The organism is Psychrobacter sp. ANT_WB68 (genome assembly GCF_008369115.1).
Classification (GTDB): Bacteria; Pseudomonadota; Gammaproteobacteria; order Pseudomonadales; family Moraxellaceae; genus Psychrobacter.
The window spans coordinates 453423-479381 of the sequence record NZ_VOAZ01000002.1; the positions used below are offsets into that span (position 1 = coordinate 453423).

Annotated in this window: 22 protein-coding genes and 1 pseudogene; 13 read left to right on the forward strand and 10 right to left on the reverse strand. The window is 41.6% G+C overall.

Going from position 1 to position 25959, the window contains the following annotated elements:
- Positions 1–52 precede the first annotated feature (52 nt).
- Positions 53–1084, forward strand: a complete 1032-nt coding sequence (dusB, locus tag FQ084_RS07055) for a tRNA dihydrouridine synthase DusB (RefSeq protein ID WP_149489925.1) — start codon at positions 53–55, stop codon at positions 1082–1084.
- A 51-nt stretch (positions 1085–1135) separates the two neighbouring features.
- Here dusB and FQ084_RS07060 read toward each other — a convergent pair whose 3' ends face one another.
- Entirely contained in the window at positions 1136–1525 is a 390-nt protein-coding gene (locus FQ084_RS07060) for a DUF1622 domain-containing protein (RefSeq protein WP_149489926.1), read from the reverse strand.
- 189 nt (positions 1526–1714) lie between these two features.
- Here FQ084_RS07060 and FQ084_RS07065 point away from each other — a divergent pair, with 189 nt between their 5' ends.
- Positions 1715–2602: an SDR family NAD(P)-dependent oxidoreductase gene (locus tag FQ084_RS07065; protein WP_149489927.1), complete on the forward strand. Its 888-nt coding sequence runs from the start codon at positions 1715–1717 to the stop codon at positions 2600–2602.
- A 410-nt stretch (positions 2603–3012) separates the two neighbouring features.
- Here FQ084_RS07065 and FQ084_RS07070 read toward each other — a convergent pair.
- A pseudogene (locus FQ084_RS07070) lies at positions 3013–3489 on the reverse strand (TIGR03915 family putative DNA repair protein).
- 191 nt (positions 3490–3680) lie between these two features.
- On the opposite strand from FQ084_RS07070, the gene FQ084_RS07075 reads away from it, so the two are divergent.
- From FQ084_RS07075 to FQ084_RS07085, 3 genes are all read left to right on the forward strand, one after another.
- Positions 3681–4721, forward strand: a complete 1041-nt coding sequence (locus FQ084_RS07075; RefSeq protein WP_149489928.1) for a hypothetical protein — start codon at positions 3681–3683, stop codon at positions 4719–4721.
- 125 nt (positions 4722–4846) lie between these two features.
- Positions 4847–5269: a hypothetical protein gene (locus FQ084_RS07080; protein WP_149489929.1), complete on the forward strand. Its 423-nt coding sequence runs from the start codon at positions 4847–4849 to the stop codon at positions 5267–5269.
- A gap of 732 nt (positions 5270–6001) precedes the next feature.
- Entirely contained in the window at positions 6002–6220 is a 219-nt protein-coding gene (locus FQ084_RS07085) for a dodecin family protein (protein WP_149489930.1), read from the forward strand.
- Positions 6221–6477: 257 nt separating this feature from the next.
- Here FQ084_RS07085 and FQ084_RS07090 read toward each other — a convergent pair whose 3' ends face one another.
- The 5 genes from FQ084_RS07090 to lipB all read right to left on the reverse strand — a co-directional run bounded on the left by FQ084_RS07090 (position 6478) and on the right by lipB (position 11188).
- Positions 6478–7680: a leucine-rich repeat domain-containing protein gene (locus FQ084_RS07090; protein ID WP_149489931.1), complete on the reverse strand. Its 1203-nt coding sequence runs from the start codon at positions 7678–7680 to the stop codon at positions 6478–6480.
- Positions 7681–7691: 11 nt separating this feature from the next.
- Positions 7692–8402, reverse strand: coding sequence for a succinate dehydrogenase iron-sulfur subunit (locus FQ084_RS07095; RefSeq protein ID WP_149489932.1), 711 nt, complete (start codon positions 8400–8402; stop codon positions 7692–7694).
- A gap of 545 nt (positions 8403–8947) precedes the next feature.
- On the reverse strand, positions 8948–9412 hold the full coding sequence (locus tag FQ084_RS07105; RefSeq protein WP_149489934.1) for a hypothetical protein: 465 nt from the start codon (positions 9410–9412) through the stop codon (positions 8948–8950).
- Positions 9413–9591: 179 nt separating this feature from the next.
- On the reverse strand, positions 9592–10122 hold the full coding sequence (locus tag FQ084_RS07110) for an inorganic diphosphatase (RefSeq protein ID WP_025651820.1): 531 nt from the start codon (positions 10120–10122) through the stop codon (positions 9592–9594).
- A gap of 223 nt (positions 10123–10345) precedes the next feature.
- A complete protein-coding gene (lipB, locus tag FQ084_RS07115) occupies positions 10346–11188 on the reverse strand; it encodes a lipoyl(octanoyl) transferase LipB (RefSeq protein WP_149489935.1) in 843 nt (280 codons plus the stop codon).
- Between the two features lie 540 nt (positions 11189–11728).
- On the opposite strand from lipB, the gene FQ084_RS07120 reads away from it, so the two are divergent.
- The 5 genes from FQ084_RS07120 (at position 11729) to pncB (ending at position 20400) form a co-directional block, all read left to right on the forward strand.
- Complete coding sequence (locus tag FQ084_RS07120) at positions 11729–13216, forward strand: coniferyl aldehyde dehydrogenase (protein WP_149489936.1); 1488 nt, start codon at positions 11729–11731, stop codon at positions 13214–13216.
- 356 nt (positions 13217–13572) lie between these two features.
- Positions 13573–15516 (forward strand): glycine betaine ABC transporter substrate-binding protein, encoded by a 1944-nt coding sequence (locus FQ084_RS07125; protein ID WP_149489937.1) that lies wholly within the window; start codon positions 13573–13575, stop codon positions 15514–15516.
- A 32-nt stretch (positions 15517–15548) separates the two neighbouring features.
- Positions 15549–16463 (forward strand): ATP-binding cassette domain-containing protein, encoded by a 915-nt coding sequence (locus FQ084_RS07130; RefSeq protein WP_149489938.1) that lies wholly within the window; start codon positions 15549–15551, stop codon positions 16461–16463.
- A 550-nt stretch (positions 16464–17013) separates the two neighbouring features.
- Positions 17014–18852: a bifunctional peptide-methionine (S)-S-oxide reductase MsrA/peptide-methionine (R)-S-oxide reductase MsrB gene (gene msrAB, locus FQ084_RS07135; RefSeq protein ID WP_149489939.1), complete on the forward strand. Its 1839-nt coding sequence runs from the start codon at positions 17014–17016 to the stop codon at positions 18850–18852.
- A 294-nt stretch (positions 18853–19146) separates the two neighbouring features.
- Complete coding sequence (gene pncB, locus FQ084_RS07140; protein ID WP_149489940.1) at positions 19147–20400, forward strand: nicotinate phosphoribosyltransferase; 1254 nt, start codon at positions 19147–19149, stop codon at positions 20398–20400.
- Between the two features lie 7 nt (positions 20401–20407).
- On the opposite strand, the gene xseB is transcribed toward pncB, so the two are convergent.
- From xseB to FQ084_RS07155, 3 genes are all read right to left on the reverse strand, one after another.
- Positions 20408–20653 carry an exodeoxyribonuclease VII small subunit gene (xseB, locus tag FQ084_RS07145; protein WP_149489941.1) on the reverse strand — a complete coding sequence of 82 codons (246 nt, stop codon included), beginning with the start codon at positions 20651–20653 and terminating at the stop codon, positions 20408–20410.
- Between the two features lie 58 nt (positions 20654–20711).
- Positions 20712–22256 carry an exodeoxyribonuclease VII large subunit gene (xseA, locus tag FQ084_RS07150; RefSeq protein WP_149489942.1) on the reverse strand — a complete coding sequence of 515 codons (1545 nt, stop codon included), beginning with the start codon at positions 22254–22256 and terminating at the stop codon, positions 20712–20714.
- Between the two features lie 223 nt (positions 22257–22479).
- Entirely contained in the window at positions 22480–22848 is a 369-nt protein-coding gene (locus FQ084_RS07155) for a hypothetical protein (protein WP_149489943.1), read from the reverse strand.
- A 467-nt stretch (positions 22849–23315) separates the two neighbouring features.
- Here FQ084_RS07155 and FQ084_RS07160 point away from each other — a divergent pair, with 467 nt between their 5' ends.
- The 3 genes from FQ084_RS07160 (at position 23316) to FQ084_RS07170 (ending at position 25919) form a co-directional block, all read left to right on the forward strand.
- On the forward strand, positions 23316–23972 hold the full coding sequence (locus FQ084_RS07160) for an alpha/beta hydrolase (RefSeq protein ID WP_149489944.1): 657 nt from the start codon (positions 23316–23318) through the stop codon (positions 23970–23972).
- A 131-nt stretch (positions 23973–24103) separates the two neighbouring features.
- Positions 24104–25210: a cell division protein ZapE gene (gene zapE / locus FQ084_RS07165; RefSeq protein WP_149489945.1), complete on the forward strand. Its 1107-nt coding sequence runs from the start codon at positions 24104–24106 to the stop codon at positions 25208–25210.
- 19 nt (positions 25211–25229) lie between these two features.
- Complete coding sequence (locus tag FQ084_RS07170) at positions 25230–25919, forward strand: nitroreductase (RefSeq protein WP_262880689.1); 690 nt, start codon at positions 25230–25232, stop codon at positions 25917–25919.
- Positions 25920–25959: the final 40 nt, after the last annotated feature.

A 25959-nucleotide genomic window follows, 5' to 3' on the forward strand; every position in this document is an offset into this window, starting at 1 on the left:
CAAGAACCCTTAGAATAACCGCTTGTTTTCACTACAAATCAAGCCGTTTTTTATGTCCACTGATTCTCCAGTTTTACCTTCGTCTTCGCTCATGTCTGACCATCCTTTACTGCAGCCCTTGGTCATTGGTGGCTTGACGATTGAGAACCGTCTGATGGTTGCACCGATGGCTGGCGTGACTGACAATCCATTCCGCCGACTCTGTAAATCCTTTGGCGCCGGTCATGCGGTCAGTGAGATGATCATCGCTGATACGGCGCTTTATGCGCGTAAAAAGTCCTTGTATCGTGCCAATTTTGATAACGAGATAGCACCTATTTCTGCACAGATAGCAGGCGCGGAACCTGACAAACTGGCAGAAGCCGCCCGCTATCAGATTGATAATGGTGCACAGATTATTGATATCAATATGGGCTGTCCTGCCAAAAAAGTGTGCCGGAGACTGGCAGGATCGGCATTGCTGCAGGATGAGGATTTGGTCGCGCGTTTATTAGATGCTGCGGTAAATAGCGTCAATGCGCCTGTCACTTTAAAAACCAGATTGGGCTATGAGAATGGCCGTGAGAATATTTTGCGCGTTGCAAAGCGAGCAGAGCAGGCGGGTATTGCCGCGATTGCCATTCACGGGCGTACGCGTGAGGATATGTATACGGGCGAGGCGCGTTACGAGCTGATTCGTGAGGTCAAAGAAAGTATTAGTATTCCAGTCATTGCCAATGGTGATATCGACAGTGCGCAAAAGGCGCAGCGTATCTATGAGTTGACAGGCTGTGATGCGGTGATGATAGGACGTGCGGCTCAAGGACAGCCTTGGATATTTCGCGATATAGAGCATTTTTTGCGCTCAGGAGAGGTGCTTGCGGCGCCTAATGTGAGCGAGATAAAAGAGATTGTACTGGCGCATTTGCAAGAGCTATATGCGTTTTATGGTGAGTATTCAGGCTGCCGGATTGCTCGCAAGCACATTGCGTGGTATACCACCGGCATTCCTAATTCTAATGCTTTTCGCCAAGCAATGTATGGTGAAGAAAGCACCGCTGGACAGTTTCGCGTGGTCGAAGATTTTTTGCAGGCGCACGAATAGTAAGTAAGCAAACGGCTCACGCTAAGTGCCTGTTCAATGATCAAGCAGGCTTTAAAGCTCTTCCACTTTAGCGGTATTTGGTTCTTTTTTGAGTGCTGTATTTTCTTTTTGCCAAGGAAATTTACCTTCTAACTCTACTTGTAGTGACAAGCTTAAAAAAGTTCGAATGAGTACGATAAAACCTAATACTAGGACGCTGCTTAACGTCGGTTCTGTGACGACAGTCGCCATAATATCGGCGGCGATGAGTACCTCTAATCCTAACAAAATAGATTTACCGACGGTTTGTCTGATTTCGATATAGGTCTCGTGATTAAATCCACTGGTTAGGCGAATCCCTCGATAAAAAGCAAAAAACAGTCCAAAAAACATGATAAGTACGCCAATGACTTCGACTATCTTAGCAATTAAATCAATGTAATGAGCTAGAGTTGCAATCAAAATAGATACTCCTTATCCATGCTTGGTGAAAAGCGTAAGTCTGAGCAATACTGCGATTATACGTTTATTAATCCTTATAATCGTCAAATTATCTGGCTGAGACGGCTGTTTTGTTCACTTTAAGCCATGCTTTTTTGCTATGCTGTAATCGAACATTCATAGGCATAGAACCAACAAAAAGGATTTTTTATGGCCAATCCCTCAAAAAAAGCAATCAACAAAGCGGTCAAAGATAAGCATATCATTATCACAGGGGCATCAAGCGGTATTGGTGAGCGTACAGCGTATTTACTTAGTGAATGCGGTGCGCATGTTATCTTATTAGCACGTACCGAAGACAAACTAAAAGCCGTTAAAGAAAGTATCGAGGAGCTTGGTGGCAATGCCAGTTATTACCCTTGTGATTTGACCAATATGGATGACATTGAAAAAGTTAGCACGCAAATTTTGGCAGATTTCGGACATGTTGATGTATTGGTTAATAACGCTGGCCGCTCAATTCGCCGCTCGGTTCATGAGTCTATTGATCGTTTCCATGATTTTGAGCGTACCATGGATATCAATTATTTTGGCGCCGTCAAAATCATTCTTGGGTTTTTGCCGACGATGATTGAACGTCAGACTGGTCAAATTGTTAATATCTCATCCATTGGTGTGCTGGCAAACAGTCCACGTTTTGCCGCTTATGTTGCCTCAAAATCGGCATTGGATGCCTTCAGCCGCTGCTTGGCTGCTGAAGTAAAGGGGGATAATGTCACAATCACCAATATCTTTATGCCATTGGTGCGCACACCGATGATTGAGCCTACTAAGCTTTATCGTTACATGCCTGCGCTTATGCCCGATGAAGCGGCGATGATGGTCGCTAAAGCGATTGTTCATAAACCAAACAGTATTGCCAGTAACATGGGTAAATTTGCGTCAGCTACTTATTCATTAGCACCCGCTGTCAACGTTGGTATTCAATCGATGGGTTATCGTATTTTCCCAAGCACCCGTGCTGGATTGACTACGGATAGAAAACCAAACCTTGCTCAGCGTGCCTTTGCCAGAATACTACCGGGTGAACATCATTAGGATAGGGTTTTTATTAGCCTTGATTTAAAATTAAAAAAGGATGCTTCGTCATCCTTTTTTTATGCATTGCAAAGTATTAATAATTTATATAAAGAAGTAGGATAGAGGTGTTTTTTAAGATATTTTCTGGTTAGGAGTTGAATGTTTAGCTGTATATTATATCTACTAATATCTTCAGCGAATTCTTTCATTTACCATAACACCCCTTGTGGGAACAGTCGGCTTATTTTAATTTTACTAATGTAGTGGCACTTTAGGGCGTAATCTCAATTCAAGTAATAATATATAAATCAAATGAAGTGGCTGACGTCTCTTCATTTGACTACGATTTATCTCATTTTTATTATCATTTTAAAGTGATAACACATCCTGGTAGTTTTAAAAGTAAAACGTGGCTTTGAATGAAGCAATCAACGGCGTTTTCTAAGACGTTCGGCATTGGGAAGTACTTGTTTTTCACTTAAGTATTTCCAATAGCGCTGCGGCAAATACTGTTTGTGTAGGCGTGGGTTCTTACGCTCTTTAATATTGAAGTTGGTAAAGTAACCTTGCCAGAATTTTCGATAGCGCAGTTCATCAAAACTATGAATACTGGTAGGGTTGCGCAGTAACGCATCGTCAAGATCAGTGATGGTTTGCAATTCAGCAGGACTCGAGGACGTACTTTTCCTCTTATCATACTAAATACCGTAGCCGTGAGTCAGATCATAAATGGCTTAATGCTGATCTTGATAACGCTGACAAAAATGCTCACCAATGAGGGGGAACACATTAAGGTCAGGCTCGACTCTAGCAAAATAAATATCCTCAATGGTATGTTTAAAACGCACGAAAGCTTTCATACGATTTCGCCAACAATTAATTGTTCCTTTACACGATCCTCTCATTTATATACTCAATAGCAATAGCAATAGCAATAGCAATAGCAATAGCAATAGCAATAGCAATAGCAATATCAATATAGTGTTTAATCCCTTACTATCAGTGTGTATTTAGCGATTTAATTCATAGTGTATTTTATAAAATAATAATATATGAATTAAGACGAAATGGAAAAACAATCTGATAAGGAATAAATATGTCACCTACCTACTCACTACAGCGCCGTACCTCTTGGCGTGGTGTATTCGCCGGTCTAGTTATGGGCCTCATAGTAGTAATGGCAATGATCGCCCTTGCGTTAATGCTAAGTTCATTTTTGCCTTTTGATTTAAAAGGCACCAGTATTGCCGCTGGTATTTATGCTGCGGTCACTTCGATAGTGAGTGCGTTTGTAGCCGGTTACTTCGCAATCAAGTTTTCAGCACCCGAAGCTTTGTTTGGTGATGGCACAGATATTGATCCAAAAGATGCCAGCTTAACGGGTATGCTTACTGCTGCCTTAATCGTATTACTCACTACATTCTTTGCCATGAGTAGTGCTACTAGTATTTTAGCGACAGCAGGCAACGCTGTAGGATCTACGGTTAGTGCGGTTGCTAAAACAGCTGCTACGACAGCTACCATTGGCGCAACTGCTGCTGGTGTAGCATCACAAAGTGAAGGTGTGCAGCAAAAAGCACAGGAAGTTTATCAGCGTGTATCAGGAGATATTAGCGAAGCAGATATACAAGCAATGGTGGCAAAAAACACTCAGAACTTAAATGAACAACAAATCGCTGCAGCCAGTAATGTGATCAAAGATATGTTTGCGCAAACTAAGAGCCAAGTTAGTGACATGGATTTTACTGATTTGAACACATGGCGCAACATTGACGTCTATGCAAAACAACGTATGGAAGCTATTGAAACGATGCTGAAAGGACCTGAGCTTATTACTCGCTTGGAACAAGAAGGGTTAACGGAAGCACAAGCAATGGAAGTACGTACAGAAGTTCAACAGTCATTTAATGAGTATAAAGTGAAAACTGAGCAGTACATTGCAGAAGCAAAACAAACTGCTGAGCAAAAAATGCAACAAGCTGAAAACGTCGCACGTAAGACAGCTTTGTATACGGGTCTGTTTTGGTTGATCAGTGCTCTCCTAACCTTCATTGCTAGTATGGTCGGTGCCAAAAATGCGGCAGCAACCTACCGTTTAGATAAGCCTATTATCACTTGGGGCGATAACGTTAAATAGATATCAAAACTTTGTTCATTTGACATATAAGTTTCTTAAAAATATCCAAAAAAAGCTTAATCGTACTGACTTAGTATTAAATATTCGACAACTAATACATTATATTATAATAAGGGATACAAATCATGGATAATAAATCTTTAAATAACAACGACATAGATGCTGGGTCATTGGATCATCCTAAGAATAATACTGTGACCTCTGTAGAGGTTGTAAAGAACGATGAAGCTATATCTGAAGAACATATAACAGACAAGTCTGACAAAGAAGATAAATACAGCTCGGCTATAGGTAATATCTATCAATGGGCTTCTAAGCTTAAGGATGAGTTCAAGTCTGAAGCATCTGATATGACGCATGAAGTCTCTGAAAAAGCTGCTGCTATGATACTCAGTCGACTCTTAGAGGGAATAGATACTGAGCTTGAAGCTTTTGATAAGCAAGTAGAAGCCTCCAAAGAGTTATTAGCTAACGCAGAGGCTGAACGTAAGAAAATTGCTGATAAGAAAAACAAATACCAAGATATGATAGACCAATTAGAAAGCTAATTAATAATTTAGCTAATAACAATTACTGATCCAGTGTTATATGCTTGCGTTAGAAATCAAAATTTTTTTATATTTACAAGGTAACTTGAGGGGTCATATATTAAAGTTGATAAGTTTTTACTAAAAGCAGTAGCAGCGTGTATCGTGATTTTAGTGTTGTTGGCTATCATCATAACAAAAATCAATTTAATGCAGTTTAAGATCCTATAACTTACCTTAGTAATATTATTGGATTTTATAACAAAGAGTAAGGCCAATGAGTTTCAAAAAATATCCAATAGAATGTCCCAAGTGCGAACACAAAACACTTCTTACCGATGATGATGCAAAAGATATAATTTATTATGGTAAGAATAATGAGTCTGGTAATATATGTGATAAGTGTGGTTGCTCGATATGTGTTGAGTATAATAACTTCTTTAACGAAGATAATATGAGAACAAGCATCTATTCATGAGATCTAATGCAAAATAAAGAGCCTTAAATTTATTTGTAATGCTTTTTCATTTCTTCTGCAAATAAGGAAATATCTAGGCCGTGTCTCTAAGATAAAGCCGACAGGCATTGCATGATACCTGTTATACCAAATCCTACATAAAACAACAGAGGCGCATTACCGTTGTATTCAAAAGTTGCTAGGATAATGTATCACTCTCTTATTCAAGCGGGATTGCTAGAGTAAGATTTAATCAAAATAATATGTTTTAAAATAACAAGGATGAGATATTAATTATGACTATTGCAAAAAATATTGAAGTGAGTAGTACCTCTAAGGCCAGTTTTGAAGATGCGATTCAAAAGGGGATCGCTCAAGTTGCCAAGACTATTAATAATATCGAAGGAGCTTGGATAAAAGAACAAAAAGTGGGTATTACTGATGGCAAGATTGATAAATATCACGTCATTATGATAGTAACTTTTGTTGTTAGTCCTGATTCCGATTTAAGCTAATTTACTATTATTAAAATTTAGACCAGTTATTAATGATATATCTTATAAAAAAGACTGCATTTGCAGTCTTTTTTTGATTGTTTTTAGGTCTAAAGTGTGATTCAAATAATGATTGCATAACGCTTACTCTCATTAGGGTATATCCAAAAAGATATGTTCAAAACAGTCTAATATGAGGCTATAACAAGCAAACCAGCTTACTTAAACGAGTGGTTATTGTCAGTCATCAAATAGGTAGTTCCTTATAATCAGCGATATTACTGTCTCTCCGAACCATATACTGTATTTATGGCAAGTAAATGATCTAGTATAGGCGTAGAAAGATTGTCGAGTGAGTTTCCGTTAAAATTAACCCATTCTAGAGTAGTGAGCTGTAAAAAACTCTCAGGTAGCTCTCTAAGTCCACAATCCGTAAAATTAAGCTTGGTTAGGCTAGTAAGCTGATGAATACTATCTGGAAAAGATTCGAGATGACAGCGAATAAGATTAAGCTCAGTAAGGTTGGTAAGTTGCCCAATGCTATCAGGTAGGCATTTAAGGTTACAATTAATAAGATCAAGCTTGGTTAGGCTAGTGAGCTGGCCAATGCTGTCAGGTAATTCTTCTAGATGACAGTGACTAATAAAAAGCTCAGTTAAATTATGTAGTTGCCCAATACTATTAGGAAGGTTTGTAAGCTCACAATGATTAACATACAACTTAGTTAGGTTAGCGAGTTGCCCGATGCTATCAGGAAGATGTTTAAACGCACAGTGAATCAGGTCCAGCTGAGTTAGGTTACCTAGTTGACCGACATGATTAGGTAGGTGTTTAAGATCACAATTATTAATAAACAGCTTAGTAAGATTAGTAAGCTGACCAAGGCTTTCAGGTAATTCTGCCAACTCACAGTCAATCAGATCAAGTTCCGTAAGATTAGAGAGCTGATCAAAGCTGTTCGGCAAGTATCTAAGCTTACAGCGACTAATAAAAAGCTTACTAAGATTAGTAAGTTGTCCAATATTATCAGGTAGCTGTTTGAGCTTACTATCATCAATAAGAAGCTCAGTCAGGTTGCTGAGTTGCCCAATACTATCGGGTAATTCTATAAGGTTAGAATGATAGATAGAAAGCTTGGTTAGATTAGTAAGTTGTCCTATATTTTGCGGTAAACGACTCGAATTAATACCACTAACACTAATTTCTACAAGATTCGTCAGATAAGTGATTTCGTCAGGTATGTAACCCACTTTATAGAGGTCTCTATTTTCCTGTTCGTCTAGACCCACTCCCTCAGACTCTAATATTTCTAGTTTTTTTATTGCCAGTAAATCCTCTTTATTACGAGGAACTTCAGAGTCAAGCAATTCAAATTTGTCTGCCCATTCCCATATTTTCTTAATCCAATTATCGTCATCATCTAACGTTTTATTAGAAGTATTGGAGATTCTCTGATAATAGTTATTATTATCTTGAAACATAGCCTTGCTCCTTAGCCCGCTTGGTTAATCAGCATATTACGCAAGTTACCAATAGCTTTAGTAGGGTTTAAGCCTTTTGGACAATACACCACGCAGTTCATGATACCGCGGCAACGGAATAAACTGAAAGGATCTTCTAAACGTAACAAACGTGCTCGAGTATCTGTATCACGACTATCTACAGCGAAGCGGTTAGCGTTTAATAGCGCTGCTGGACCTAAAAATTTATCAGGATTCCACCAAAATGATGGACAAGCAGTTGAACAACACGCGCATAAAATACATTCGTAGAGACCATTTAGTTTTTCGCGCTGCTCAGGTGATTGCAGGCGCTCCGTTGGAGGTGGTGGCTGATCGTTGATTAGGAAAGGATGGATTTTTTCATATTGCTCATAGAACTGGTTCATATCGATAACCAAATCACGAACCACGGGTAGGCCTGGTAGTGGGCGAATAGTTATCTTTTCAGGCAAAGTATTCATGTTAGTTAAACATGCTAAGGCGTTTTTACCATTGATGTTCATACCATCAGATCCGCAAATGCCTTCACGGCAGGAACGGCGAAAGGTGATGGTTTCATCTTGTTTTTTAAGGCGTATCAATAGATCAAGCAACATACGGTCTGAATCTAATAACTCAATCGTATAGCTTTGCATACGTGGCGCGGCGTCCTTATCAGGGTCGTAGCGATAGATTTCGATGGTGCGATTACCTCGGCTCATAATGCTAAACTCCAGATGTAGGTGGTGGTTTTATGTAGAACAATAGCTCTACTTACGAACGGCTTTAACTTGCGCAGGCGTTACTTCGCCGCCATTATTCCTACAAGTATTGAGAACATAAGTCACGACGTTTGGTATTCTTTCGTCATCTAGCGCTAAAAGACAGGTTAAGGCTAAATTTGAATAGTTAAATATTTCTTTATGATGATTAAAAGTAGAATCGAATAAAAGCATAATAAGTTCTTTTTATTATGTGAAGCGGCTTAAGCTCTCTTACCCATATTTAAAAATAACAATAACTGATATCCCTGATAAGACTAGGCTCTTTAATATTCATCCTAAATGAAAACTATTACTTATGCGACTTATATATTCTAAATGAAGTATATATATCTACTTAACAAATAAATCTTCTATAACTTTAAATAATACTCATTAAATAAATATTTCTTGGGTATACCCCAGCGGAACCAGCTATTTCACTCTTCAAACCTATTAATAGACCACTTAAAATAGACCGCTATAATGGAGCTACTTATAACAGACTAACCAAATACACGCCACATTATCCAAAATAGCCCTGCCATAACCACAGCAATGATAAAGATTCGCTTCGCCCAATAAGGGATAATTGGTTTTTTATAGCCCAAATCATTGAGCTGACTGTCAACGGCATCTTGTAGACTCTGGAAGCCTTGCTCCGTTGGTGTGGTTTTAACGCGAGTCTTTGTCAATCGATCTGTCTCTTCTTTCACTTGCTCTCTATCAAAGCTAAAGGCTTGGCTTGGGATACCTTGTTTATTGGCGATAGTGATTAGTGTTTGCTGCTGTTTGTTCTTCAGTGCAAGCTCGTAAGCATCTATCCGAGATTTGGCGGCATCCATACTGATATTTTCATCTGCGGCCAATGTTTTAATTGCCTGCACTAAATTGCCTTTTTCGACCATCATCATCACGGTTTTTGGCAGTTTTTTATTGGCGGGCGTTGAGCATGAATCAGAGTCAAACATGACGGTCCTTATTTGAGCGTAATAATGGATAGATGAAGTTATTATAACCATTTTATCGCCACAAAATTCAAGCAAAAAAATACCGCAAGCATTATGATGTCTGCGGTATTGTTCATGGCGCTTATCGTACTTCAATAAACATCTTGCGATAGACGCTTTGTTAAATCATCTAGGATAATTTATAGGTCTTTCCAGCGTTGGATAGACTCTTTGATGACTTCTTTAGCTTCTGCTACGTCACCCCAAGATTCGACCACAGTGGTACCTGCTTTTTTAAGGTCTTTATAGTGGCTGAAATGGAATTGTAACTGGTTGATTAGCTGCTTTGGTAAATCTTCTAGGCTATTGTAAGCATTGCCTGTATCACGGTCGTCAGCAGGTACGACAACGATTTTGTCATCAACTTCGCCATCATCAACGAATTTCATGACGCCAATGACTTTTGCCTTTAAGAAAATTCCAGTCGGTAAAGGCTGTTCTGTGATGATTAGGGCATCTAACTCATCGCCATCTTCATCAAGGGTTTGCGGGATGAAACCATAGTTACAAGGTTTGGCAAAAATCTGTGGATCAACACGGTCAAGCTCAAATACGGCCAACTCGCGATTCCACTCAATTTTATGGCTGCTGCCGGTTGGGATTTCTACTACCACATTAATGATGCCACCATCGACGTCGCCTGCGTCTAAAATTTTATTAAAATCTGCCATAAATTGCTCCAATGTACTTTTGTTATGAATACTTCAAGAATAAAGGGTTTAATATTGGCGTGCTAGGATGATTGCTGCGCCCAATTTGTGCCGCCTGCGATTATAACAAGTTTGACTCAAATTTTCTCACAATGCTTAAGTCTAAGCGTGCACGATATTATGCAAAAAAGGATTATGCAAAAAACAGTAGTGAAAAACAGTAGATAAAAAAGACTTAAAAGAATTACTTTGAGGCCAGCGCGCGCAATTTTATGTGTCCAGCATGACGCTTGGCAATATTATCGATGAGCTTTTGGGTCACTTGCTCATAACTTAAAGCATTAGGAATTGGCTGAAATGGGTTTTCATCTGTTTGCATACACGTTTCCTCATCCATAGTCACAAAGTCAGCCAGTCGTAGCATTTGCATACCCGCATAGCCACACGGATTAATCGCATTAAAGGCCGATAAATCACAATCTAAATTAATAGCGACACCATGATAGCTAAAACCATGTTTAATTTTAAAACCAAGAGACGCGATTTTGCCCAACATAATGGCGTCATCAGCGGGTGTGTTAGAGAGTGGTTGAGAGTTCTCGTTGCTGGCAGTATTGATATGGCTATATAAATAAACACCGGGTGCATCACGGCGGGCATGGGCGCTGATGGAATCACTATTAGACGCGTGGCTTTTTAAGCAGTCATTGATCACATCTTCAATTGCTTGTTCGGCGTGCGATACCATATTGCGCACACTCCAGCCCAAACTGTCCAAATCAAACAACCAGTAGATAACCAGCTGCCCATGCCCGTGCCATGTCACCTGACCACCACGGTCTGTTTTGATAATAGGGGTGTCTGTACGTTGCAGGATATGTTCTTCTTTACCTGCTTGTCCGAGGGTATAGACATCATTATGATCGACCAGCCATAGCTCGTCAGGCGTGCGTAGACCTTGCTCTTTTTTGAGTGCGATACGCGCTAACGTCCGTGATAGCATGGCATCAAGGGTAGGTACATAATCAGCAGCTGAGAGTGATTTGCTTATAAGCATGTCATTGAGTGATTGTGTGACGTTTTGCATGAGGATGGCTGTCTTATGGTGTTGTTATTCAGGAATAGAAGGCTCAGATTATTGCTATTTGCATGCTGTTTTTTAAATCTAAATATTTAGATTTTAGCTGCTTAGCATCCGGTTTTAAAAAAGGTGACTGTTGCTGATATTCAGTGTAGCAGTTTTAGCATTTGTGCCCAAATTTAAATTTGCATTCGCTGCGCTATCGGTTAAACCTATTTAGCTACAGTAAAAATGCTGAAGAATACTTCTAATATAAGCGTTAACTGACACGTATTTTATACAAACTCAGTAGTCAATCAAAGAGGCTATTCATTAGCTATTCGATGCGCTACATTAAACCACATTAAATAAAATAATGTTGAATGGTATTGAATGGAATCTCATCTGCCTTCATTATTGAATACTGTTAATTAAAAGCTATTAATTGGCGGCGAATATATAAGTGCCCTATAAGATAAGGTCGGCATATATAGCCCCCGATCAAGTATTCAGAGTCTTAAATCTACTACAGCGTGCCGACTCTAACGCCTATGACAAGGAAGATAAATGACCGATAATAATCAAGACGCGCCGTCTCAGAATGAGCAAGCCACAACCTCAAGCCAAAATAGCCATACAGTCGAAGCGCTTAGTATCGTTAAGACAGTCGCTGATATGCAGGCGCAATTTTCACGCCTACAAACTTTGAGCCGTAATCAGCCAATTAATGATTGGGCAACTCGTGAAAATCAACTCGACAACCTAGAAGTAATGCTGAGCGACAATCAGGAGCTGCTTGCCAAAGCGATTAGTGCCGATTTTGGTTATCGTAGCCAGTCAGAGACCCAATTTGCCGAGTTGTTTCCAAGCTTTACTGGTATTAGTCATGCTAGAAAAAATGGTAAAAAATGGATGAAGCCGCAGCGTGTATCGATTTCAGCGCTTTATATGCCGGCCCACAATGAGATTCAGCCGCAGCCGTTGGGCGTGGTCGGTATTATGGTGCCTTGGAATTACCCGCTATTTTTAGCAGTTGGACCGATGATTGATGCGCTGACAGCGGGCAATCGCATTATGATTAAAATGAGCGAGGCAGCACCGCAATTTGCCCAAACGTTTGCAGAAACCGTTTCGCGTTATTTTTCACCCGATATGGTTTGTGTGGTACTTGGTGAAGTTGAGATTGCTGAAGCCTTTAGCAAACTGCCCTTTGATCATTTATTGTATACGGGCTCTACCGCGGTAGGCAAAAAGGTGATGGCTGCTGCTGCGCCGAATTTAACGCCGGTCACCCTTGAGCTTGGTGGTAAGTCGCCTGTTGTTGTTTTAGAAGGTGCAAACTTAGAAAACGCCGTCAATCGCGTGATGATGGGTAAAACCCTCAATGCTGGTCAGACCTGTATTGCACCTGATTATGTGCTGCTTCAGCGTCAATATCATGAAGAGTTTATTCGTCTGGCGAAAGAATGGATGGAAAAACATTATCCCAATATTGAAGACAATCCTGACTATTCACGTATCATCAATGGTGAGCAGTTTAAACGCGTCAAAGGCTATCTAGATGGTTTAGCAGACGAGGGTATTCATCCGCTGACTGATTCTGACGCCAATATTGATAGTCGATTGATGCCACCAGTGATTGTCAGTGAACCTGCCTCTGATAGTGATGTCATGCAAAACGAGATTTTTGCACCGATTTTACCGTTAGTGCACTATGATACGCTTGATGATGCCATTCGTTTTATCAATGAGCGTCCACGCCCATTGGCGCTATACGTCTTTGGTGATAATAATAGTGAGATAGATCGGGTTCGCAATAACACCGTATCGGGTGGTCTCTGTATCAATGAAGTCGTTATGCATGTGGCACAGCATGATTTACCATTTGGCGGTGTGGGACACTCAGGTACGGGCGCTTACCACGGTAAAGCTGGCTTTGAGCGCCTCAGTCATATGAAGCCTGTCTTTGTACAATCGAAGTTGAATGGACTGAATATTTTGTTACCGCCATACGGTGGCTTGTTTAAAAAAGCCATGGCGCTGTTTTTGAAGTAGCCGATATTAAAATAACCAATGTTCAAGTGGTTCTTGGTTAAGCAAGCAACCTTATAAAAAATAGTATCTACTGAGGTAGGTGCTATTTTTTTGCCTAAAATTTAATCTCTAATAGCCAATCGTTAAAAACCAACAATTAAAATTAATGAGCATTTGTCATCCTATCTATAAATCGCTACACTTTGTAGTAAGCCTAAACGATTGTAGTGCCAATTTTAGATAGACCAGTAATAATTAATTTAGTCAACAGTAACGAAGCTTGTTATAAGCAATACGCTTTTAGTTTAAGGTATCAGTGCTATTAACTTTAGCGTTAATACTAATACTAATAATAAAAATCATAAATAGGATATCCCATGCGCCAATGGATTGCGTTAAGTTTACTGTGTATGAGTACGTTGTTGCTGCCGATATCAGCGTCCGCAGCTTGCGCCGCACCCATCAAATTTGGCGCGCTGACATGGGAGAGCGGTCAGTTTATCTCTGGGGTACTTAAATACATCGTTGAAGATGGCTACGATTGTACGATTGAAGAGGTGCCGGGTGCCGGTCCTGCGCTTGAGACGGCATTGTCACAAAATGATATTCAAGTGATTGGAGAGCAGTGGGTTGGACGCTCGCCAATCATGGAGCAAGCCATTGCAAAAAATAAAGTAGCAGTCATCGGCGATACGCTGAAGGGCGGCGCGACCCAAGGTTGGTATGTACCCAAATATGTCCTAGACGAAAACCCAGGTCTACGCAGTTATCAGGATTTACCCAAGTATGCTGAGCTGTTTAAAGATCCTGAAGAGCCAAGCAAGTCACGCTTTATGAACTGTCCATCTGGTTGGACGTGTGAGGTTTTTAATACTCGCCTGCTTAAAAATACGGGTTTGGATAGTATTTTTAACAATGCCCATCCCGGAACGGGTGCGGCGCTTGATGCCGAGATTGCATCTGCTTTTGAACAGCATAAACCGCTATTATTTTACTACTGGCAGCCCACGGGCTTGATGGCAAAGTATGACTTTGCACCATTAGCATTTCCTGATCATGACGACGCTTGCTGGCAAGACTTGCTACTCGCCGATGGCACAGCCAACTGCGTCTCTGGATTTCCGGTATCTCCTTTAGGTATCGCGGTATCGACACCATTTATTGAGTCTAATCCCGAGCTGGCTGATGTCTTTAAAAAGGTTCAGTTTAGTTCCGATGAGCTCAACGGCGCTATCTTAGAGATGAGTGAGAGTAAGCGCAGTGGTGATGAGCAAGCCTTAACGTTTTTGCGTGAGAATCCGAGCGTGTGGCAAGCGTGGTTATCTGATGAAGCAGCCACCAGTCTTGCTGCGAAGTTAGGTATTAGCCTAACAGGCGATGCTGTTGCTAATACTGGCGTCGGTAATAATAGTGCAGCCAGTGATAAACCATTTAGCCTCTCGTCGAGCTTTCCTTCTTGGTCGCTTGAGACCCCGCTTAATAATACATTAGCAAGCACTGTTCAAAACTACGGTGACGTATTCCGTACTATCAGTACGGTGGCGTTAACCTATCTGTTGCTACCCATTGAGCGTCTATTAACGGTTATTCCGCCTTGGTTAATCATTGCGCTTGTGACGGTGTTGGCATGGTTTGGTGTGCGTAAGATTTGGTTTGCGCTGGCATGCGGGGCAGGGTTATTCCTCATTGGTGCATTTGGATTATGGGACGCTTTGATTGATACTTTTGCCCTGCTCATCGTATCAGTGTTGGTGACGGTAGTGGTCGGTATTCCCATTGGCATTGCTATGTCGGGTAGTAAAATCCTTCGCAAGATTGTGACGCCGATACTAGATGTGATGCAGACCATGCCAAGCTTTGTCTATCTGATACCGGTGCTGATGCTGTTTGGGATTGGTAAAGTGCCTGCGCTATTTGCCACTATTATTTATGCCTTGCCGCCCCTAATTCGCCTGACAACTTTGGGAATTACGCAAGTCAATCATGAGATGGTAGAGGCGGGGCGCTCATTTGGTAGCACACACTTGCAGCTACTCATCTGGATCAAATTACCGCAAGCGCTGCCTAGTATCATGGCGGGTATTAACCAAGCGGTAATGATGTCGCTGTCTATGGTGGTACTAGCTTCTATGATTGGCGCACCTGGTCTTGGTGAAGATGTATTGCAGTCTATCCAAACGCTCAATATCGGTCAGGGCTTGCAAGCAGGCACGGCAATTGTCATCGTTGCTATTATCATTGACCGTATCACGCAAGCGTTTGGTCAAGGTAAGCGTGCTCGGCAAAAAACCATCGACGCTGGCAGACATCCTATTGGTTAATTATTAATCATAAAGACAAAATGAGAACCATCATGAATCATATTCAATTGGAAAATATCAGCAAGATTTATAATGCCAATAGCTCGCAAGCACAATCGGCATTGGCGTTACTGGCTGAGGGTATGGATAGCATTGCGGTTAAAGAGCAAACGGGCTATTCGGTGGGGCTATATGATATCAATCTAGCGATTGAAGCGGGCGAGCTGCATTGTATTATGGGCTTGTCTGGCTCAGGGAAATCAACCTTGATACGCCATATCAATCGTTTGATTGATCCGACCAGTGGCAAGATATGGGTTGATACGGCTATTAATGCTAAAGAATCTGCGACTGAAATGCTTTCTAATTTAGCGGTTACAACCAACAATGAATTGCTAACAGAAAATGAGAAATCATCTTCTACTATCAATATCTTGGACCTCAACGATAAAGAGTTACAGCATTATCGCCAGCAAACAATCAGCATGGTTTTTCAGCATTTTGGTTTAGTGCCGCATATGACGGTGATGCAAAATGTCGCCTATGGTTTGCGTGTGCGTAAAATGAGTATCAAGGAGCGCCATGAGGTTGCAAGATATTGGCTTAATGAAGTTGGGCTACCAAACCTAGAAAATAGTTATCCTGATGAATTGTCTGGGGGTATGCAGCAGCGTGTCGGGCTGGCGCGTGCTTTGGCAACCGACAACCCGATATTACTGATGGATGAAGCATTTTCCGCACTTGATCCACTTATTCGTGCGCAGCTGCAAGATCAGTTGCTTGATTTACAAGCACGACTAAACAAAACCATCGTCTTTATCACTCATGATATTGATGAAGCGGTTAAGGTCGGTCAGCGCATCAGTATTTTAAATGGTGGGCGTTTGGTACAAACTGGTACCACCAGTGATTTACGTCATCATCCAGCTGATGATTATGTTGCTCAGTTTATGCGTGCAAAAAGTTAATTCACTCATGCGTTGGCTTCGTTCTATGACTCATTTCTTCTAATTTTGCTTGTGTAATCAAATTGACTTTAGGCGTTCAATCAATAGGTAAGGGATTGATTGCCTTAAAGATATTGATTTTCCTTTCATTTATCCTCATATAAAAGTGACTAATCACTCATTATTGGTTCCATCATTTCTCTATATCTATTTTTTATATCAACACTCTTACGGCGTTGTCAAAAAAGTGTATCAACCGCTTATTTACTATTAAAGTAAACTCCACTAGCGATGTATACTATTAAGTTAGTCTAATGCAGATAATGGTATTCTCTTTATCGCATTGTCCTATAAACATACTATTGGCATACAAATACGCTTCTCAGGGCTTTTACGTAAGATTCACTATTTTCGTTCGACTGCCTTTATTTAGATACAGCGTGTTTGGCTTATATATGACTCTCAACCCATTTACTTTTAATGGAATTCATTCTACTAGCCGCTACTGAACACCCTTAGCCTCCGTTAAATACTAAGCGTATACTCGCAAGACTGCGTAAAAGGACTCATCATGCTACATGATAAACAAAATAATATGCCTCATAAAAAAAATCGTCAGTATGAGAACAGCAATGCTAGTGATTTGGCACAAGAATCGCCACGTGTGGCAGCGCGTTGGTTAAAAAACGTTAGTGCTTTTGGGGTAACGACGGTACTAAGTGCGGGGATATTGGTTGCTTGTGGGCAAATGAGCAGTGCGGATAATAATGCCAGCAGCAGCGCCAATGCAAGTAGCAAAAATAGCGGCGTAAAAAGCTCACGTGATATGTTGCCATCTGACATGCTTGGGCAAATGCAGTCGTTGCCGCAATTGACCAATGGTTTGGGCAAAACAGGTTCTGCGGTCATTGATCCTAATAAACCAACCTTGGTTAAATTTTGGGCGAGTTGGTGTCCGCTCTGCCTAGGGACACTCGAAGAGACAGAAAAATGGCGTACTGATCCAAAATTTTCTGACTTAAATGTCGTCACTGTGGCAAGCCCTGGTCATCTTAATGAAAAAACAGATAAGGATTTCAGCAGTTGGTATGCAGGCGTGCAAGCTGATTATCCAAAATTGCCCGTATTATCTGATGCCTCAGGCGAGCTGATTAATAAGCTTGGAGTGCAAGTGTATCCAAGCTGGGCGATACTCGATAAAAAAGGCAACTTGGTACATTTGGTAAAAGGTAATATGTCAGCAGAGCAAGCTTATGCCCTTGCTGAAAATGCTGATAATGACTTTGCCGAGCTAAAAGCGGGTAATGCCAAACCGGCAAATGCACAAGTATTAGATAGTAACAGTAAGATTGAAACCATCAAGCAAAAAGATGGCGTCTACTATAACGATAAAGGTAAGGCGATTAATACGCGCTCAATTTATCTGGCTGGCGGCTGTTTCTGGGGCGTCGAAGCTTATATGGAGCGTGTTGAAGGTGTCGTCGATGCGGTATCAGGCTATGCCAATGGTGATACAGCCAATCCAAGTTATGAGCAAGTGATTCGTGGCTCAGGTCATGCCGAGACGGTTAAAGTCACCTATGATGCCGATAAAACTGATCTCGATACTATTTTGAAATACTACTTGCGCGTGATAGATCCAACCAGCTTAAACAAACAAGGCAATGATCGCGGTGTCCAGTATCGTTCGGGCGTTTATTACACCAACAAAGAAGATAAAGCAGTGATTGATGCCGCTCTCAAGCGCGTCCAAAGTCAGTATAAACAAAAAGTTGTGGTGGAAAATGAGCCGCTGGATAACTTTTACTTGGCTGAAATGTACCATCAAGATTATCTGGCAAAAAATCCAAATGGTTATTGCCATGTGGACTTAAGTCTTGCTGATGATAAGCCTGAGGGCACAGCGCGCACTAAGCTTGCACCTGTCAGTACGGTCGCTGAAACTTTAGATCCTAAGCGCTACGCTGGCTTTGATAAAGGCGCTCTGAAGAATACCTTGACCAAAGCGCAATATAATATCACGCAAGATGCCGGTACTGAGCGCGCTTTTAGTCATGAATATGATGACTTGTTTGCGCCTGGTATTTATGTTGATGTTGTAAGCGGTGAGCCGTTATTCTTGTCAACGGATAAATATCAATCCGGTTGCGGTTGGCCGAGCTTTACCAAGCCTATTGATATGCAAGTGATTACCCAGCACGACGATATGGCCTTTAATATGGTGCGTACCGAGGTTCGTTCACGGGTAGCAGACTCGCACTTAGGTCATGTCTTCCCTGATGGCCCAAAAGATCGTGGTGGCCTGCGCTATTGCATCAATGGCGGTGCCTTACAGTTTATTCCAGTCGATGTGATGCCGCAGTCAGGCTATGCGCCATTAGTGAAGTTGGTTAAGCCTGTAAAACCTTAATTATGAATGTTGGTAATTAACCTTATGAAAAGACGTTAAGCATATGTTTAGCGTCTTTTTTATGCTGTATGCGTTGAGCAAAAATGTGATAACAACACGATGGATGATTTTATTATCGTTGTATTTTTGCTGTTATGGCTGTTGAATTATGAAAAACGAGACAAACTTCGTTATACTCAAAATCTTAGTGTTTTCTATTATCAGTATTCTGATAGTTACCTATACCTATACCTATACCCATTCCGTCGCTGAATTTGTTTGGCGGCTTTTCATTTTTGCATTTAAGGCTGTAACATGACCGTTACTCATACTTTGAAATCTACATCTTTTGAACCCATTATTACTTCTTTACTTGATAACGACTTGTATAAATTCACGATGCTACAGGCAATGCTGCATCAGTTTCCGCAGACACATGGGGTTTACCGTTTCCGCTGCCGCAATAACGAAGATACGCTTTATCCATTGGCTGATATCAAAGACGATCTAGAGAAACAACTAGACAGCTTGTGTGAGTTGCGATTTTTAGAAGATGAGTTGGAATATTTACGTAAGTTGCGATTTATGCGCTCAGATTTCGTTGACTACCTTGAATTGTTTAAACTGAAGCGTCGTTTTATCAAGGTTAGTATCGACGACAAAGGCCGTTTATGTATAGATATCGAAGGGCCGATGATTCAGGCCATGTTCTTTGAAGTATTCGTACTCGCGATCGTTAATGAGCTGTATTTCAATGCTTTGGCAAATGCTAGTGTGATTGAAGAAGGGCAGCGTCGTCTGGATGACAAGGTGGCGCTGTTGCATCGTTATGCAGAACAACAAGAAAATTATAGCCGTGATAAACCGACACCACCGTTTATCGTTGCTGATTTTGGGACTCGTAGACGTTTTAGTAAAGTTTGGCAAGCTCATGTGGTTGAGACTTTGCATCATGCCGAACCAAAAATCGTGAGCGGTACCTCCAACGTTTATTTAGCAAAAAAACTCGGAATGACACCAATTGGTACGATGGCACATGAGTTTATGCAGGCATTTCAGGCGTTGGATGTGCGTTTGCGTGATTCGCAAAAAGCCGCGCTTGAAGCATGGGTACATGAATATCGTGGTGATCTAGGTATTGCGCTGACCGATGTGGTTGGCATGGATGCATTCTTGCGCGACTTTGACTTGTATTTTGCCAAGCTTTTCGATGGCCTGCGTCATGATAGCGGTGACCCGTATATCTGGGGTGACAAGGCGATTGCTCATTATAAAAAGCTTAAAATAGATCCAAGAACCAAGATTTTAACCTTTAGTGATGGCTTAGATTTGAATACGGCTTGGGATTTACATCAATACTTTAAAGGTCAGATAAAAACCAGCTTTGGTATTGGCACTAACCTCACCAATGACATGGGTATCACACCGATAAATATCGTCCTAAAATTGATTGAATGCAACGGTCAGCCAGTTGCTAAGCTGTCTGATAGCCCAGGCAAGACCATGATCAACAACGATACGTATCTTGCCTATTTGCGCCAAGTATTTGAGGTGGATGAACCCGAATAGAAATGGCTTAGCTGTCGCTATGCTCTGTTTTATCTTCTTCGGCTAAGGCTGCATCTAGTGCTTGCTGTACCGCATTGATGCGAGTCTCGCAAACGCGGTAAGCAGCAATCGACTCTTCAACCGTTGTCATTAAATTGTCAATATCTGGCTCGTCTTGTTGTTGTAGTTCAGCAGCATTGGTTTTTAGAATATCGTAAGCGGCCTTAAAGGTTTTTGGGGCGGCTTTTTTACGTCGGCGAGTAGGGGTTGTCATAAGGTTTCCTAATATCTAAGGTAAAAGTAATAAATAATCGTGGAGTTTTATAATAGGGTTAGGTTGAAGCTTCTGTAAATTCTGTGGGCTTCTTATCCATCTTAATGTCAATAATCTGTGCTTTTGCTTTGCCGTCTTTTAAGACAATATATACCGTTTGCTCAGTATAAAGCTGCGCACTGCTGGTCAGTATTTGCTTGTTTTTTTCATCAGTAAGCATGGTATAGCCTTGCTTCAGCACACGAGAAGGACGATGCAGTAACACAATATCCCGCAGATGCTCGCTGTCACGCTGTGCTTGTGCCAACTGCTGCTGAGCACTTTGCATAATCGTCTTATGATGAGTTTTACTATCAGTAGCGGTGACTGCTAGTCGCTGATAAGCAGAAGCTTGAGTTTGTACGTACAAATCGCTGGTTAGTCTGGCTGCTTGCTTTACTTGGCGCTGAGCGCTTTGCTGAATACTACGCCACGCATAGTCACTGTCTTTTTGTAATGCGGTTAATTGGCCAATCGTTTGCGATTGTATGTGGCTTAACTGACGCGCTGTTTGTTGCTCAGCGCTGCTTAGTTGGTGCTTGGCGGCTTGTTTAATGTGTGCTTGGTATTGCATCGTCTGAGTAACAAGCTGTGCTAAATGTGCCATGATAGCCGCAATCACTTTTGATGGGGTATCAAAGCTAGTGTGTGCGACTTCATCCAAGATAACTTTGTCACGCTCATGCCCAATGCCGACCCAGACGGGTACAGGTTGCTCGGCAACGAGAGCAGCAAGTTCATAGTCATTGAGATACGCCAAATCACCAACGGCACCGCCGCCACGGATAATGACCAATAAATCTGGCAGGCGCTGATAAGTGTCAAAAAACTGCTGCTGGGCGCTGACGATGGCTTGACGGATTTCGCTTGGAGCATGATTGCCCTGAAACGTGGCGTTATGATAATGGAAATGACAGGCACCTGTGCGAGCTAAGCGATCAGCATCGGCTTGAAAATCTCCCAATCCTGCAGCTTTTTCAGGAGCAATGACCAACACATGCTCGATATCAAATGGGGTAGGCCACTGCTGATTCAGGTTTAATAACCCTTCTCCCGTCAAGCGATCAACCATCTCCGCATATTGCCGTGCCAAATCGCCTAAAGTATAGCTGGGGTCAATATCTTCAATGGTAAGAGAGAATCCATATTGCGCATGGAAGCCTGCCGATACTTTGAGCAATACGGTCAAATCACGGTCAAGGGGCATGCCAGTTGCGCGCTCAAACTTTGCCAAGACGCGTGCCGCTTTAAAGCGCCAAAGGTTACCGCGGCAGCTAGCAATAACTTTACCCTCGTCATCTTTTTCTGCCAGCTCAAAATAATAATGCCCACCTTTGCTAGACAGATTACGAATTTCTGCTTTGACCCATACCCGGTGATTAAAGGTCTGTTTAATAACCATGTCAACTGCTGACAAATAATCACTAAGGCGCAAGACCGTATCTTCTAAATTGACTTCGAGACTATTTTCTTGCTCAGCCAGTTCGGCCTCCAAGGTTGCTAAATCTTTGGCAGGCGTTAATACCTTAGCTTGTTTAGTATGTGACAGGTTGGGTTTGCGCATAATAATAGACCAAAGGTGAGGAGTTTTAAAAACGGCTGCTTATAGTTGTATATTTATAGTCTGGTTATTTGTAGACTGATGGCGATGTGCTAAACATTAGATAGGGTAGTTTACCCCAAAAGTGTCTGTACAAAAAGAGAAGCCAATAAGTCAGCGATTAATATACTATCTTATCGCTGACTTATTGGCTAAAGGCTAAATAGCAGCCATGTTCTTAATAATATTATTGGCAACGGAAATTAATCATATACTCATAATCATCTTTACGTGACAAGTCTGGTGAGCCAGTACCAAAGATTGAACCGATGACTGCACCTGCTTGCCCAATCATACGACCAGTTTGCTCATTTAAAATACCATTATATTTTACGTTATCCTCGACGATAATGACCTGCTTGTTTCCGCAGGTTTTTTGTGCGCTGTTGATCGCATTTTGCTGCGCTTTTACTTTGGTATCAGCAATGCCAGTGGTTTCATAAAGAGAGTTAGCACGCTGGATAACCGGTGAAGAAGGCGTGCTTTGGCAAGCGCTTAACGCCAGTGCCGCCGCTAACGTCGCTGTTAAAGTCGCGGTTTTATTAAAAGTAATCATAACTGTTTCCTCATTCCTATCTGTGGAACATAAAAAGTAAGTATCTAATTTATACAGAGTTATACAAATCAAGTTAAAAAAATACTGGGCTAGTATTGCCTCAGCTATTAGGTCATCTTAAAAATAATGTCTAAAAACATGCCACTTAACAATATGTCGCTAACAAACAGTATGAATTTAACTCATTCCTGTATTGAGTGTCTAGGCGGTTATTGTGTGTGGTATTGCGCTTATATTGCAGACTAAAGTTGGTATAAAGTAAAGAGAATACTCTATAGTCATAGAGTGGCTGTGCACTCAAGCTATTTAAAGGTTCTCTGTGATATTTAATGATTATCTTTTAGTCGCTCATCTCCCATATTTATCAAAAAAATGTCACAGACGTCAGCCATACACAGCAAATCACTTGAAATATAAACCATATCTAGGATAATTGGACTATTCATTCTTAATTAGTAAGTAACTCTATGCAACTTATTCCTGCTCCTGCTGGCGTGCTCGAAGTCGATGCACTATGGCAACAAGATAACCCTAACGATCCAAATACTGATACGGTAGCGCTACTTTGCCATCCTAATCCATTATTCGATGGTACGATGAACAACAAAGTGGTGACGACGATGTATCGCTTTGCTCGTGATAATGGTATGCATGTGGTGCGTTTTAATTTTCGCGGTGTTGGACAATCCACTGGTGAGCATGATTATGCGGACGGGGAAGTAGTGGATGCGATGACCGTGCTACAATGGATTGCCGAACAAACCAACGCCCGCAAGCTATGGCTTGGTGGTTTTTCGTTTGGGGGTTACGTGACAGCGCGCGTCGCTGAGCAAGTCATGGTATCACCGCATATTTGGGGGTTAAGTGATTTTGAGATGTCAAAAGTTGCCCTTATCGCGCCGTCAGTTGAAAAAAACGACAGCAGTGATTTGAGCTTACCCGTTGCTAAAACCTTTGAGATATATGGTAATGCGGATGAGGTGATTGATCCTGCCATTATGCAGGATTTCGCTGAGCGCTTAGGTCTGGCTGTTAGTGTTGTCGATGGCGCTGGGCACTTTTTCCATGGGCGTTTGTCAGAGTTGAAAGGCTTGTTAGAAGAACATACCTTTGATTCCAAATAACAGCATTAAAGATAGTTACTTAAAATCAGCACTTAAGATAAGCACTAGCGAATAGCTTATGATTTAACCCGTTTAAGTAAGAGTGTTTTTAGCTATTTTTATATTTATTTTGTCTAATGATGAGTCGTATTATGAGTTTATCTCCCTTACAACGTTATGAGCAGGCCATTAGCACTGATGAGTTTACTCGAGATGAGCAGCAATATCAGGCAATGAGCTATTTAGATGAGTTATACCATCAGCTCAATAATAGCGTGGAACAAAAAAAAGGCTTTTTTAGCTTCCTAAAGTCAAAGCCTGTCGCGCCCAAAGGCCTATATATGTGGGGCGGGGTGGGTCGTGGTAAAACATGGATGATGGATATGTTTTACGACTCTTTGACTATCGAGCGTAAGATGCGTCAGCATTTTCATCACTTTATGCAGCGTGTGCATCAAGAGCTCAATAATCTACAAGGTCAGAGCGATCCGTTAGAAAAAGTTGCGGATATTATCTATGCAGAAGCGGTGATTATCTGCTTTGATGAGTTTTTTGTTTCCAACGTCTCGGATGCCATGATTTTAGGTGATTTGTTTACCATGCTATTTAATCGTGGCATTACCTTGGTAGCGACGTCAAACATTGAGCCATCAGGGCTTTATAAAGACGGTTTGCATCGTGACCGTTTTATGCCGGCCATTGCCGAAGTCGAGCGTCATACTACAGTGATGAATATTGACTCGGGCATCGACTATCGTCTGCGGGTATTGCAGCAGGCAGAGTTATATGAATCGCCGATGACCAAGGCCAACCATCATTGGTTAGCCAACCGTTTCGCAAGCTTGTCTAACAATCAAAAAATCAGTAATGAGCCCATTGTTATCAATGGTCGTGAGATAAAAATCAACGCGCGTACCGAAGATATCTTATTTTGCGACTTCCGTCATTTATGTATGGAGCCACGCTCAGCATCCGATTTTATCGAAATTGCCAAGCAGTTTAGCACCGTATTAATCAATGCCGTTCCAGCTTTAGATGATGACTTGCGTGATCCAACCCGCCGTTTTATTTATCTGGTTGATGAGTTTTATGATCGCCGTGTCAAACTATTGGTTCGAGCGCAGCAATCTATTCTTGAGCTATATCAAGGAGAAAAGTTGGCGTTCGAGATTGAGCGTACGCGTTCACGCTTGCTTGAGATGCAGTCAGAAGATTACCTGAGAATGGAGCATCGGGTCGAAGATACGGATGCAGCATAATAAAAAATAAGGATAAATCATGAGTAACTTAGAAGATGGTTCGGAAGATAATACGGATAATGGTAATAAGCAAGCCCATAAAAGTGAGGCACAACTCAATACCGAAAGTCCAATAGTGACAAACTCACAGGTGACGGATGAGCAGCTGATTAATTGGATTAAATCGAGACGCAGTATCGGCAATCTGAGTATCCCAGCACCGACAGAAAGTCAGATTAAGGCCGCTATCGATTGTGCGGTGACGGCTCCTGATCACAAAAAGCTGCGACCATGGCGTTTTATTGTCACGCAAGGTAATGCACGTCATGAGTTGGGTCGTGCTTTTTTAGCAGCCGCTGAAGCACAAGCAGCACAAGAGGGCGAAGCGCTGTCTGAGAAGTCTCGCCAAAAAACCTATAATATGCCGCTACGCGCGCCAGTGATTATTACAGTCGTCACCCAGATGCAAGTGCACAAAAAAGTGCCACCTTTTGAGCAGATGCTAAGCGCTGGTGCGGCAGTGCAGAACCTTATTTTAGCGCTAAAAGCACAAGGTTTTAGTACCGTTTGGCGCACCGGCTTGCTATGTAATGAGCCTGCCGTTAAAGCGTATTTTGGTGTTGGTGCAGATGATTACGTCACGGCTTTTGTTTATACTGGCAGCAGTCCCTGCGATATGCCCACGCGCAAGCCTATTGATATTGAACCATTGCTACGCTTCGAGTCATAAAGGTAGGACAGAGATACTGTTGCAGAGATATCAAGACAGA